Origin of the sequence: Klebsiella sp. C239 (assembly GCF_048822715.1) — a bacterium.
Taxonomy (GTDB): Bacteria; Pseudomonadota; Gammaproteobacteria; order Enterobacterales; family Enterobacteriaceae; genus Klebsiella; species Klebsiella quasipneumoniae.
On record NZ_JBMEZK010000011.1, the window covers coordinates 1 to 12,156 of the forward strand.

A 12,156-nucleotide genomic window follows, 5' to 3' on the forward strand; every position below is an offset into this window, starting at 1 on the left:
ATTGGTACAGTATGTGGGCTCATAAACGTGACTTGTCATGGAAAGGTTTTATTCAAATCCCATTGAACCCACAGCTTGATGTTGTGGCAATGACTATACTTAATTCTGCCACTACTGGGGAGGCAAACAATGAATCGTAATGATTATGTTTTCGCTCTCAGTGAACGCGAGCAAATAAGTAACTTATTAAAAAACATGCCAATCGGTCAGTCCATCAGCAGGAAAAGCTTAGAAGATCGATTAAAAAATGTTGAAAGAATAATTTCTCAAGCTGACGTTCGAGAGCATGAACCGACGCATGCGGTGTTAACCTTTAGAGGTCCTACAGTCATTGGTACTCACGGGATTTCAGCAGTGTTTGGGTCGAAAGCTGTATCCTGTTTTAATGATGCAATAGCCTATGTGGCAAGTGCATTTAACGGCCCTCTACCAGCATCAGGAAGGATACCAAACATTGAAAATAACCGCCTGATGATCACAGCATCAGCAAGGGGTTCTTTTGGATTTGTACTTGAAGAGTTCCGACCTGATGCGCCACTTACATTCGATGAAGAAACACCAGTCTCTAAAGCTATTGATAAGACAAGAAAAATATTGCAGGCCAGCTTAGATAATGATGATGAAGAGCTTTCCGACGCTTTAGAAAATTTAGATTTTCGTGCAATAGAAAAAATCCGTAGTTTCATACATTATCTATATGAAAATAAAACTGTTTTTACTTTAAAAAACAATGACTTCAATATTGTTTTTAGAGAGCCAAAGCAACTCGAAGTTGTCTACAATCAACTAAGTAGCGATAACATTAAGCAGGAAAAGATTGTTGAAACAGTGATATTTTTAGGCACTCTTCCTAACAAACGCCAGTGTGAGTTTATTGTGCTGGGTAACACCGACATTAAGACAGCAAGTATCGATAAAGCAATTGGTGATCCTGGTATCATTAACAAACATTTAGGTGTTACTGCTTCTGCGGTATTTGTTAGAAAAACCGTTGGTAATGGGAGACCTAGATATACATTAGTGTCTCAACCAGAGTGGAAATCTGGCTCTAACATTTAGAATACTAGCCCGGCCATAGTGCCGGGTTTTTTATGACCCCTTCCCTATGACGTTTCCAGCTTTCCCCATGTTGTGTGACCAAGTGACCATCCACTAGTAGATCCACCACAACCATCCTAAATGCATCAGTATAAGCTCCGCCTTATCTTCATCGTAATCCATACAACCTGCTCCCCGCTGATTTTCTAACCGCCAACTGCTTTAAAAAGATGCTGCAAAGGCCTATACACACTCAAAATTAAACTTTTTGTTTATATTTATAAACCCATTTAGTTGACACAATAATAAACAAAGTGTTTAATTATCTCGTAGCAACAAACCACCCAGGCAGGACGCCCACGAAGTAGCTGCCGGCGGCATACGAAACACCGGATGAGGTGGAGAGATCAACGCGCAGTAGGTTTAAACGTTCCGCTGGCCACGTAATGGCTGAGGTTGAAATGAGTAAGCAAGGCATCAGAGCCATGGTCATTTCAGCAGTAATTGGGCTCTTCATCTGGATCGCGCTTTTCTGCGTACTGAGGGAGTTATTTACATGATTGATTTCGCACGCAAACCCGCTCGTCAGCAGGCTATTCGTTTAAGTCCGCTGTCAGCTTTCATCCGCCGGGTGAGCTACATGCTCGCGCAAAAAGGAGACACTTCATGAGCACGATGTTTGCCCTGGTTCTCACCGTCAGCATGCTGACGGGCGGTAATCAGGATGTCCTGCTCGGCGTTTACGACACTGAGAATGACTGCAAGGCAGCCGCAGAAGAGCAACACGTGAAAGCTGAATGTTATCCGCTGAAAGGTGTACTGGATGAACATCCGGCCGGGTTCACGGTGCAAATGTAGGGGGAGGAATGCAGAAGAAATGCGGTTACTGCCGTAAAGCAATCGAGGGAAAACCAGTGGTTAGCACCCTGTTGTACCTCCAGGGGAACCAGCTCGCACGGAAAGAAAGAGAGTATTGCTCAGAACGTTGCGCTTCTCACGACCAGATGGCTCACGAGGGCTAACGTAAACCCGCCGAAGCGGGCTGTACGTCCGGTGCCACCGACCAAAGTTACACCGGAAATTACCAAAACCAATGACCACCCTGAATGGGCGCTACCAATGGCCCGGGGGATTCTACATCCAAAATAGAGGCTATCACATGGAATATTTTTATCTGATAAAAGCGACTCAAAAATCGGGTAAAGCTGATGCCGTAATCTGGCGCACTAATAAATCAGAAGCTCGCGCCCTTCTGCAACTGGACGTCGATCTGGAAGACGCTGGGATCGAAACAGGCCGCGGCAAAGACTATCAAAAACCAATTCGCACCGATTTTCCGGTATTCAACGACCTGCCGGCGGAGGGTGTTCTCGATTACTCATGGTGCGAACGCTACCAGCTCGGCGACGATAGCCGCACCTGGACTCAGAAGCCTGGACAGGCGCCTGCTGATCTTCATCACGGCGATGATGCCGGAGTAACCTCTGAGGCCGTTACTGTAGAGCAGGTTGATGCCAATACCACTGTCGACGCGTTACAAGATGAGACTGTGGAAGCTTTCGGTAGTGATGAATACCAGGACGATTCGAGCGCGCTTTTTAACGTGGCAGAACTCCCCTTTCGCGCTCAGTTGCTGGCGCAGTACATGGCCGAAGAACGTCACGTTTATCATATCAGCATGCCTCACCGGCAGGAGCTGTCAGCTCTTGAAATGGACACTGATAACGCAGCCGTCCAGGATCTGATTCTGGCCGCCGAGAATGTCCCTGAAATCAAAAAATACGATATGCCGGCGCTCTGGAAATTCACCAGCGCCAATAAAAAAGTCTTCCCGGAAGGGAAACGGCATGAGCTCGGCAAACGTATTCAGTTTGCAAAGCTGTGGTTCGCCACGAACGCGATCGACCGCGGCATTCTCACCAGGGAATGGGCTGCCGGTAACTGCATTTCTTCGGTTTTGAAAACCGATGCAGGTACGAATGCTGGCGGCGGTAATAAAACCGATCGCACCCCTGACTACACCCATACCCTTGATACGCTCGATGTAGAAATAGCCCTGGCCACAATGCCAATGGATTTCGATATCTACAATTTCCCGGCATCAATTCACCGCCGGGCCAAAGAGATCGTCCAGAAGAAAGAAAGTCCGTTCAAGGAATGGTCGGCAGCGCTGCGCAAGGTCGCAGGCATCCTGGATTATTCCCGCGCAGCCATTTTTGCCCTTATTCGTGGCGCCACCAGCGATATTCATCATTTCCCGGTAAGTCTGCAGACCTATATCAATGCGAACCTGACCGAGCATAAGCATAACGCCCCTTCTGCTGAGACGCTTGAGAAAGCTGGTCATGTTTCATCTGCCGCCGTCACTCTGGACGCTGTGAAAAAGGCTATCGATGGAGATGAAGGTGTGCCTGACCTGGAAACTCTCCCAACAGACTTTCAGGTAATTGGCACCGAACTGGTGAAAGAAGCTCAAAAGAAACGCCCTGACGCTAATCCGGTTCTGGCCGCCGAACGCGGCGAATATGTCGAAGGTATCAGTGACCCCACGGATCCGAAGTGGATAACCGAAGACCTGACCAAACCCCGATCCCTGGAAATTGCCAATCTCGGCGGCGGAATGTTTTCAATTGAAGGCCTTATGACTTCACCGGCTACTAATGCCACCGAAGAAGGAACCACCAGCAATGTGCAGATGGAAGCGGATCAGTCAGTCAAAAACGAAATTGATAGTTCGGTATCAACAGGCGAAGGCGCTGATGAACCTCCTGCGCAAACAACTGCCGTGAACATGAGCGAAATACTGGCTGAACGCTGTCCGGATCTTACCGCCGAAGTGCTGAAAAGCCAGGTTTCCGAGAGTGCTCATAGCGATGAAGAGGATGAGGCTGAACAAGCAGCGCCAGCATGGCCGGAGTATTTCGAGCCTGGTCGATATGAAGGCGTGCCAAATGAGGTCTACCACGCCGCTAACGGCATCAGCTCCACGATGGTTAAAGATGCCCGGGTATCGCTGATGTATTTCGAGGCACGCCACGTATCCAAAACCATCCAGAAGGTGCGCTCCCCTGTTCTGGATATGGGAAATCTGGTGCATGCGCTGGCGCTGCAGCCTGATCAGCTGGAAAAAGAATTCAGCATCGAGCCGGAAATCCCGGAAGGCGCCTTCACGACGACGGCGACGATCCGTGCGTTTATCGACGAGTACAACGCCGGGCTTCCGCCGCTGTTGAGTGCTGACGATATCAAGGCGCAGTTGGAGGCGCACAACGCCACCCTGCCCGCTCCTGTACCGCTGAGCGGCGACAAAGATGCAATTGGCATTGCATATCTGGAATTACCTGACGAGTTCAAGCGAATCGTTGGTGACGATAAAAACTTTACCGCGTCAGCAATGAAGGCCTGCATCAAAGAATACAACGCCACCCTGCCAGCGACTGTTAAAACCAGCGGCAGCCGTGATGCCATGCTGGAACAACTGGCGATTATCAATCCTGACATGGTTGCTCAGGAAGCAAAGAAGGCGCAGCCGCTGAAAGTATCAGGTACTAAGGCGGATCTGATTCAGGCCGTGAAATCGGTTAAACCGGATGCCGTGTTTGCCGATGAGTTGTTGGATGCATGGCGCGAAAACCCTGAAGAAAAAGTGCTGGTTACCCGCCAGCAACTGGCTACGGCACTGGCCATTCAGAAAGCACTGTTGAATCACCCGACCGCTGGCAAGTTGTTGACGCACCCGAGCCGTGCCGTCGAGGTGAGCTATTTCGGCATTGATGAGGAAACCGGGCTGGAAGTTCGCGTGCGTCCTGACCTTGAGATAGACATGGGCGGCCTGCGCATCGGAGCGGACCTGAAAACCATCAGTATGTGGAACATCAAGCAGGAAGGCCTGCGCGCGAAGCTGCACAGGGAAATCATCGAGCGCGACTACCACCTGAGCGCGGCTATGTACTGCGAAACCGCAGCCCTTGACCAGTTCTTCTGGATATTCGTTAACAAAGACGAGAACTACCACTGGATCGCCATCATCGAGGCATCCGAAGAACTACTGGAACTCGGCATGCTGGAATACCGCAAAGCTATGCGCGCCATTGCGAACGGTTTCGACACTGGCGACTGGCCTGCGCCGATTACCGAAGACTACACCGAAGAGCTTAACGATTTTGATGTGCGCCGCCTCGAAGCGCTGCGCGTACAGGCATAAGGGGGAATAACAATGTCCAATTTAGTCGCAACTACTGAAAACCAGACCCAGAAGATCGACAACGTTTCTATCCTGACGAACGGTGAATTGTTCAACCGCCTGCGCACGCTCTCGGAAGTAATGGCCAATAGTGGAAACTTCGTGCCTGAGCATTATCGTGGGAAACCAGATGCGTGCATGGCTGTAGTGATGCAGGCAGCGCGTTGGGGTATGGATCCGTTTGCAGTGGCACAGAAAACCTTCATCGTGGGTAACTCAGGTGTGCTTGGCTATGAGGCTCAACTGGTGAATGCGGTAATTAACACCATGGCTCCAACCAAAGACCGGATCCATTTTGAATGGTTTGGTGCATGGGAAAATATCGTTGGTCGCTTTATTAAAAAAACCAGCGGCAAAGGTAACGACTACATCGCGCCGGGCTGGGATTTGCAAGATGAAGCTGGCGTGGGCGTCCGCGCCTGGGCAACCCTCAAAGGAGAATCAGAACCTCGCGAGCTTGTGCTGATGCTTTCGCAGGCACAAGTCCGCAACTCTACACTGTGGGCGAGCGACCCCCGTCAGCAACTGGCCTATCTCGCCGTTAAACGTTGGGCGCGACTGTACTGCCCGGATGTGATCCTCGGGGTCTATACCGCCGATGAAATTGACGAACGCGAAGAAAGGGTTATCAACCCGGCGCAGGCAGAAAAAGTCTCGCTGAATGAAATAACACACTCCGTTGGCGATTCCACCAGCACGCAAGAGCCTGCATCTAACGTTGACTCTGTTGCTGACGAACTCCGAGACCGGATTGATACAGCTGACTCAGTGGATCGGGCCAAAGCCATTCGTGTAGACATCGAATCACAGAAAGCTCTGCTGGGTACTGCTTTGTATACCGAACTGAAGAGTAAGGCAGTGAAACGCTACTACCTTGTTGATGCAAAGAACAAAGTTGAGGCCGCCATAAATTCACTCCCTAACCCGGGGGATCCGGAGGCAGAAGCATTATTCGCGAAGGCAGAAAGCACCCTGACCTCATCGCGCCGCCACCTCGGTGATGAACTGTATGACCAGTTCCGCATCACCCTGGACGACATGAAACCGGAATACGTGGGCTAAGGGAGGCGGGAGGGTTCGCCCTCCCGGTAACGATATGAGCAAATCACTGAATGCACGTTGCATCCGTCGCTGGGAAGTTGAGTTCAAAGGGCGCTGCGATTCAAAATTTAGCACTGTCTGGCGTAAGCGCGATCTGCGTGGGTATATCCGCGAAGCTGCACTCACCACGGCTAACTGCATGGTTGAACGAATGGCAGAAGATAACGCCCGAGCTGATTTTGGTATTAAGGGTTGGTCGTCGGTTTTCTCAGACTGGTACGACGAACGTCGGGAGCACTATCGCAAAGACGCAAAGCTCATTCTTGATGCGTTTGCCTGCAACGAAGCTATTGATGAAGAAATTCAGAACGAGCTGGAGGCCTGGAATGACTGATATCGCCACCTTCACTAATGAGCAATTAATCGCCGTGTGCCGTGCTGACGTGGCGGAAATGTCGAAGTTTTTAAAAGAGGGTGAATTCAGCAATCCGTCCCGCGCAGCCATGTATTTGCGTATTACTGAAATCGCATTGGCTGCGCTGATGGGGGAGTTCTCATTTGCTCGCAATCAGGTTCGCCGCGAACACGCTAAATGGTCGCATGCCACCTTCGGCAATGTTGGTCCGGCTGGCCCACTGAAACACCTCAGCATAGAAGCGCTTGAAGCTGCCGCGGAACCTAACGACCACAGCGAATGGGCTGATATGCAGTTCCTGATGTGGGATGCCCAGCGCAGAGCGGGAATCACTGACGAGCAGATTACCCAGGCGATGATCGATAAGCTCGCGGTAAATAAGGCGCGCCAGTGGCCCGAGCCAAAGGACGGGGAACCTCGGATGCATTTACGAAGCGAAGACGAATCACTCAACGCCAGGCGCCGCCGTAATCGTGAATCAAATGCGCGCGCTCGCGAACGTGAAACGCCCGCACAACGCAAAGCCAGACTGGCGAAAAACAGATTGAGAATGGCTCTTCGTCGTAAGGGAGGTGCCAAATGAGCCTGAAACACCGCCTGCCCGAGCTGGAAGCCAGCATCGACCCGGCAGCATTGCGCGCAGCCGCCGACGAATATTCGGATCTGCTTCTGACTTTGTGCTTGTGCATGAAGATGGCCGGCCCCACCCGGGCTAACGTGCGCGCCTGCGCCACCGAGCTTAAAAAGCGCCTGACTACCTGGCACAGCCATAAAGAGCTCAATGCAATTCTGTCCAGTTGGGATCCCGTTGGCTATGTTCTCGGCCTCCGCCGGGAAGCGAACGACAACGCGCGCGCAGCTGGCGATCCAGTTGATGTTTTTGTGTGAGGTGAATATGCAACTGATTAACCGAAGCAAGCAATCACCGCTGGGCCGCCAGGCGTGCGATGCGGCACTGGCAAAACACGTTGAGCTTTATGGAGCCTACGGGCGACAGAAAACGAAAAGAACTTATACGGTGGTGGTTCAAGGCTCAAAGATCACTGTAGAAGTTGTTAACAGAAAAAGTAGCTATGTGGCCACAGCCATGAGCTGCGCGCGCCGGCTACACCATCTGCCTGGACAAAGTAACTAAGGGGTTTTTATGACTAATACATCTCATAAATCAGATGAAATTTTGATAACCGATGACGTTCTGTCCAGATACAAAATATCGCGCAGCACACTCTATTTCTGGAGCACCCCATCCCGGATGCCCTCTTACTTTGCTCAGCCATTCCCGCAGCCTAAAATAAATGGCAGCCCTAAAAGGTGGAGACTTTCAGACCTGCTGGCCTGGGAAGATAACGTGGGGATCAAACCAGAGGCTGACCAACCAGCTTCTCAAGGTGATCCTGCCAAACAGCAAGCCAGTGACGCTGATCATCCAGATAATCATGCAGGTTATAACGTGCCATGACACCTGCCATATGATGGCCAAGCAGTTTTTCCACAACATGTGGCGGCGCACCTAATTCAGAAAGGCGTGTCGCCACTGTTCGTCTGAGGTCATGGAGAGACCAGGGCTTCATGCCTGTTTTAGCTATAATCTGAGCAGAAAACAGAGCGACGTTTGGTTGTAGTGGCGGTCTGTCATCTTCTGGCCCCCTGTAACGTGACAGTGTCACAACATGTTTTGAAACTGACGTTTCCTTCTCTGCTAACATCATTCTTACTACTGCCTCGGGAAGTGCCCTTCTGACCGATTTCCCGGTTTTATAATCGCTTGCCGGAATGGTCCACGTTTGCTCATGGAAATCAAACCACTCCCATCTTGCTGTTCTGATCTCTGTACTCCGGCAGCCAGTCATGATGAGAAACTTCATTATCAGCTGTTGTCGGTACTTCATTTCAGGAAGGATGTTCCAAACTGTTTTGATTTCCTCATCACTCAATCTGCGATCTTTTACGGATGCTGTGAGACCTACGTCAGAGCGCCTAAGGCTCTCAATTGGGTTCACATTAATTACCCCTCGATTGGAGCAAAAACGGAACGTACGCTGCATCAGCCCAAGCATCTGACCAGTGACAACTCTTCGCCCCATGCCATCAAAAAGGTTAAGCCAGTGCGCTTTAGTGGTCTGATCAACAATCATGTTCCCCAGCACAGGCGCTATATGGTTATTGAAGTCCCGCCGGTTAACCTTGATTTTCACAAGACCTTCAGGGATGCAGTAATACTTTTCCCAGTAATCGAAAGCCTCTTTAACGGTGAGTGCTTCGACTTTTTTCTGTTTCTCCAGAACTGTTTGCCGTCTCGGATCGAGTCCTTCTGTCAACCAGGCCCTGAACTGCTGTCTACGTTCGCGAGCTTGAGATAAGGAGGTGGTTGGATAATCGCCAATCGTTAGCTGAGCGGCTTTCCCGTTCCATCTGTAGCGGTAAAAGAATGTTATACTGCCGGAAGTAGACAACCGGACATTCAGACCATGAGCGTCCGAAATGACCTCGATCTGGTCTCTCTTTTTGCCAAGAGCTTTTCTTAATTTTGTGTCGGTAAGCAATGTGTACACTCCGGAAGACGATATACACATCAGTGTACACATTTTACTTAAATTGATAACCTTCAAATCAATGCAGAACACACAAAATTAAAGCACTCTATGTTGGCAAGATGTTGTTATTAGCGGGATTTTTGAAAAGACTTAAAGCATGACTAACAAACTTAAAACGGATTCATATGCCCTACGATAGCGTTTATCTGGAAAAGCGTCCGCCCGGCGCGCTGCGCACCGTATGGCGTAAATTCTATGGCGACACCACGGCGATGATCGGCCTGTACGGCTGCGCGGGGCTGCTGCTGCTTTGCGTCTTCGGCGGCTGGTTCGCCCCCTACGGCATCGACCAGCAGTTCCTCGGCTACCAGCTGCTGCCGCCATCGTGGTCGCGCTATGGGGAAGTCTCTTTCTTCCTCGGAACCGATGACCTGGGGCGCGATGTGCTCAGCCGACTGCTGAGCGGCGCGGCGCCGACCGTCGGCGGCGCTTTTGTCGTCACCCTCGGCGCCACGCTGTTTGGCCTGGTGCTGGGCGTCATTGCCGGATCGACCCACGGCCTGCGCTCGGCGGTGATGAACCATATCCTCGATACCCTGCTCTCCATCCCCTCGCTGCTGTTGGCGATCATCGTCGTCGCCTTTGCCGGGCCGCACCTCAGCCATGCGATGTTTGCCGTCTGGCTGGCGCTGCTGCCGCGCATGGTGCGCTCCGTCTACAGCATGGTCCACGATGAGCTGGAGAAAGAGTACATCATCGCCGCCCGCCTCGACGGGGCGTCGACGCTGAATATTCTGCTGTTCGCCATCCTGCCCAATATCGCCTCCGGCCTGGTGACCGAGATCACCCGCGCCCTGTCGATGGCTATTCTGGATATCGCCGCGCTGGGCTTTCTTGACCTCGGCGCTCAGCTGCCTTCGCCGGAATGGGGAGCGATGCTGGGCGATGCGCTGGAGCTTATCTATGTTGCGCCGTGGACCGTGATGCTGCCCGGGGCCGCGATTATGCTCAGCGTACTGCTGGTCAACCTGCTGGGCGACGGTATTCGCCGGGCGATCATTGCCGGGGTAGAATAATGCCGTTACTCGATATTCGTCACTTAACCATCGAATTTAAAACCAACGAAGGCTGGGTAAAAGCCGTCGACCGCGTCAGCCTGACCCTGACCGAAGGCGAAATCCGTGGCCTGGTGGGGGAATCCGGCTCCGGGAAGAGCCTGATCGCCAAAGCTATCTGCGGCGTGACAAAAGACAACTGGCGGGTCACGGCCGACCGCATGCGTTTCGACGACATCGATCTGCTGCGGCTGTCGAACCGCGAGCGCCGGAAACTGATCGGCCACAACGTGTCGATGATATTCCAGGAGCCCCAGTCGTGCCTCGACCCCTCTGAACGCATCGGCCAGCAGCTGATCCAGAGTATCCCTGGCTGGACCTACAAGGGCCGCTGGTGGCAGCGGCTGGGCTGGCGTAAACGTCGGGCCATCGAGCTGTTGCACCGCGTCGGGATTAAAGATCACAAAGACGCCATGCGCAGCTTCCCCTATCAGCTGACCGAAGGCGAGTGCCAGAAGGTGATGATTGCCATTGCCCTGGCCAACCAGCCGCGCCTGCTGATCGCCGATGAACCGACTAACGCTATGGAGCCCACGACGCAGGCGCAGATTATCCGCCTGCTGACGCGGCTCAACCAGAACAACAACACCACCATTTTGCTGATCAGCCACGATCTGCAGATGCTCAGCAAATGGGCGGATAAAATCAACGTCATGTACTGCGGGCAGACGGTGGAGAGCGGGCCCAGCGAAGAGCTGATCACCCTGCCGCATCACCCCTACACCCAGGCGTTAATCCGCGCGATCCCGGATTTTGGCAGCGCCATGCCGCATAAAAGCCGTCTCAACACCCTGCCGGGGGCGATACCGCTGCTGGAGCAGCTGCCCATCGGCTGTCGGCTGGGGCCGCGCTGCCCGTACGCCCAGCGCGAGTGTATTGAAACCCCGCGTCTTACCGGGGCGCGCAATCACCTGTACGCCTGTCATTTCCCGCTGAACATGGAGAAAGAGTGAAATGGTCGAAACATTGCTGGAAGTGCGCCAACTCAGTAAGACCTTTCGCTATCGCACCGGCTGGTTTCACCGCCAGACGGTGGAGGCGGTTAAGCCGCTGAGTTTTACTCTGCGCGAACGGCAGACGCTGGCGATTATCGGCGAGAATGGCTCCGGAAAATCCACCCTCGCGAAGATGCTGGCGGGCATGGTGGAGCCCACCAGCGGCGAGGTGCTGATCGATGACCATCCGCTGACCTTCGGGGATTACTCCTACCGCAGCCAGAAGATTCGCATGATCTTTCAGGATCCGTCGACGTCGCTAAACCCGCGCCAGCGCATCTCGCAGATCCTCGATTTTCCGCTGCGGCTGAATACCGACCTTGACGCCGAAGCGCGGCAGAAACAGATCATCGACACCCTGCGCATGGTCGGCCTGCTGCCGGACCACGTCAGCTACTATCCCCATATGCTGGCCCCGGGTCAGAAGCAGCGTCTTGGCCTCGCCCGGGCGCTGATCCTGCGCCCGAAGGTCATCGTCTGCGATGAGGCGCTGGCCTCGCTGGATATGTCGATGCGTTCCCAGCTCATCAACCTGATGCTGGAGCTGCAGGAGAAACAGGGCATCTCTTACATCTATGTCACCCAGCACCTGGGAATGATGAAGCACATCAGCGATCAGGTGCTGGTGATGCATAACGGGGAAGTGGTTGAGCGCGGCAGCACCGCCGATGTGCTGGCCTCACCGCTGCATGACCTGACCCGACGCCTGATCGCCGGCCACTTCGGTGAGGCTCTCACCGCCGACGCCTGGCGCAAAGACGGCAAATAGCGCCGT

The 12,156-nt window shown here is 52.7% G+C and carries 12 protein-coding genes and 1 pseudogene; 12 read left to right on the forward strand and 1 reads right to left on the reverse strand.

Translation table 11 applies throughout. From position 1 onward, the window contains the following. The first annotated feature begins 129 nt into the window (after positions 1–129). The 9 genes and pseudogenes from ACOI6Z_RS22940 to ACOI6Z_RS22980 all read left to right on the forward strand — a co-directional run bounded on the left by ACOI6Z_RS22940 (position 130) and on the right by ACOI6Z_RS22980 (position 7,872). A complete protein-coding gene (locus ACOI6Z_RS22940; RefSeq protein ID WP_117028931.1) occupies positions 130–1,059 on the forward strand; it encodes a hypothetical protein in 930 nt (309 codons plus the stop codon). Positions 1,060–1,704: 645 nt separating this feature from the next. Then, a complete protein-coding gene (locus ACOI6Z_RS22945; protein ID WP_004179600.1) occupies positions 1,705–1,896 on the forward strand; it encodes a YebW family protein in 192 nt (63 codons plus the stop codon). An 8-nt stretch (positions 1,897–1,904) separates the two neighbouring features. Beyond that, positions 1,905–2,060 (forward strand): YdaE family protein, encoded by a 156-nt coding sequence (locus ACOI6Z_RS22950; protein ID WP_420687521.1) that lies wholly within the window; start codon positions 1,905–1,907, stop codon positions 2,058–2,060. 137 nt (positions 2,061–2,197) lie between these two features. Then, on the forward strand, positions 2,198–5,242 hold the full coding sequence (locus ACOI6Z_RS22955; protein WP_420687522.1) for a RecE family exodeoxyribonuclease: 3,045 nt from the start codon (positions 2,198–2,200) through the stop codon (positions 5,240–5,242). A 12-nt stretch (positions 5,243–5,254) separates the two neighbouring features. Beyond that, the gene (locus ACOI6Z_RS22960) at positions 5,255–6,343 is read left to right on the forward strand and encodes a RecT family recombinase (protein ID WP_420687523.1); all 1,089 of its coding nucleotides are present in this window, start codon (positions 5,255–5,257) and stop codon (positions 6,341–6,343) included. A 34-nt stretch (positions 6,344–6,377) separates the two neighbouring features. Continuing rightward, positions 6,378–6,716 (forward strand): hypothetical protein, encoded by a 339-nt coding sequence (locus ACOI6Z_RS22965; protein ID WP_064154892.1) that lies wholly within the window; start codon positions 6,378–6,380, stop codon positions 6,714–6,716. After that, a pseudogene (locus ACOI6Z_RS22970) lies at positions 6,709–7,176 on the forward strand (DUF550 domain-containing protein); the annotation flags it as partial. The gene ACOI6Z_RS22965 and the pseudogene ACOI6Z_RS22970, both read left to right, overlap by 8 nt. 140 nt (positions 7,177–7,316) lie before the next feature. Continuing rightward, complete coding sequence (locus tag ACOI6Z_RS22975) at positions 7,317–7,625, forward strand: hypothetical protein (RefSeq protein WP_016160778.1); 309 nt, start codon at positions 7,317–7,319, stop codon at positions 7,623–7,625. Between the two features lie 7 nt (positions 7,626–7,632). After that, the gene (locus ACOI6Z_RS22980; protein ID WP_420687524.1) at positions 7,633–7,872 is read left to right on the forward strand and encodes a DUF4060 family protein; all 240 of its coding nucleotides are present in this window, start codon (positions 7,633–7,635) and stop codon (positions 7,870–7,872) included. Between the two features lie 220 nt (positions 7,873–8,092). On the opposite strand, the gene ACOI6Z_RS22985 is transcribed toward ACOI6Z_RS22980, so the two are convergent. Continuing rightward, positions 8,093–9,310: a tyrosine-type recombinase/integrase gene (locus ACOI6Z_RS22985; protein ID WP_023300902.1), complete on the reverse strand. Its 1,218-nt coding sequence runs from the start codon at positions 9,308–9,310 to the stop codon at positions 8,093–8,095. 146 nt (positions 9,311–9,456) lie between these two features. Between ACOI6Z_RS22985 and sapC the strand changes: the two genes are divergently transcribed. Genes sapC through sapF form a run of 3 tightly spaced genes read left to right on the forward strand, consistent with a single transcriptional unit; the run spans position 9,457 to position 12,150 of the window. Then, positions 9,457–10,347, forward strand: a complete 891-nt coding sequence (sapC, locus tag ACOI6Z_RS22990) for a putrescine export ABC transporter permease SapC (RefSeq protein WP_004151901.1) — start codon at positions 9,457–9,459, stop codon at positions 10,345–10,347. Further along, positions 10,347–11,339, forward strand: coding sequence for a putrescine export ABC transporter ATP-binding protein SapD (gene sapD / locus ACOI6Z_RS22995; RefSeq protein ID WP_023289349.1), 993 nt, complete (start codon positions 10,347–10,349; stop codon positions 11,337–11,339). Before sapC ends, sapD begins: the two co-directional genes overlap by 1 nt. A 1-nt stretch (position 11,340) precedes the next feature. Beyond that, positions 11,341–12,150, forward strand: coding sequence for a putrescine export ABC transporter ATP-binding protein SapF (sapF, locus tag ACOI6Z_RS23000; RefSeq protein ID WP_004203898.1), 810 nt, complete (start codon positions 11,341–11,343; stop codon positions 12,148–12,150). The last annotated feature ends 6 nt before the right edge of the window (positions 12,151–12,156 follow it).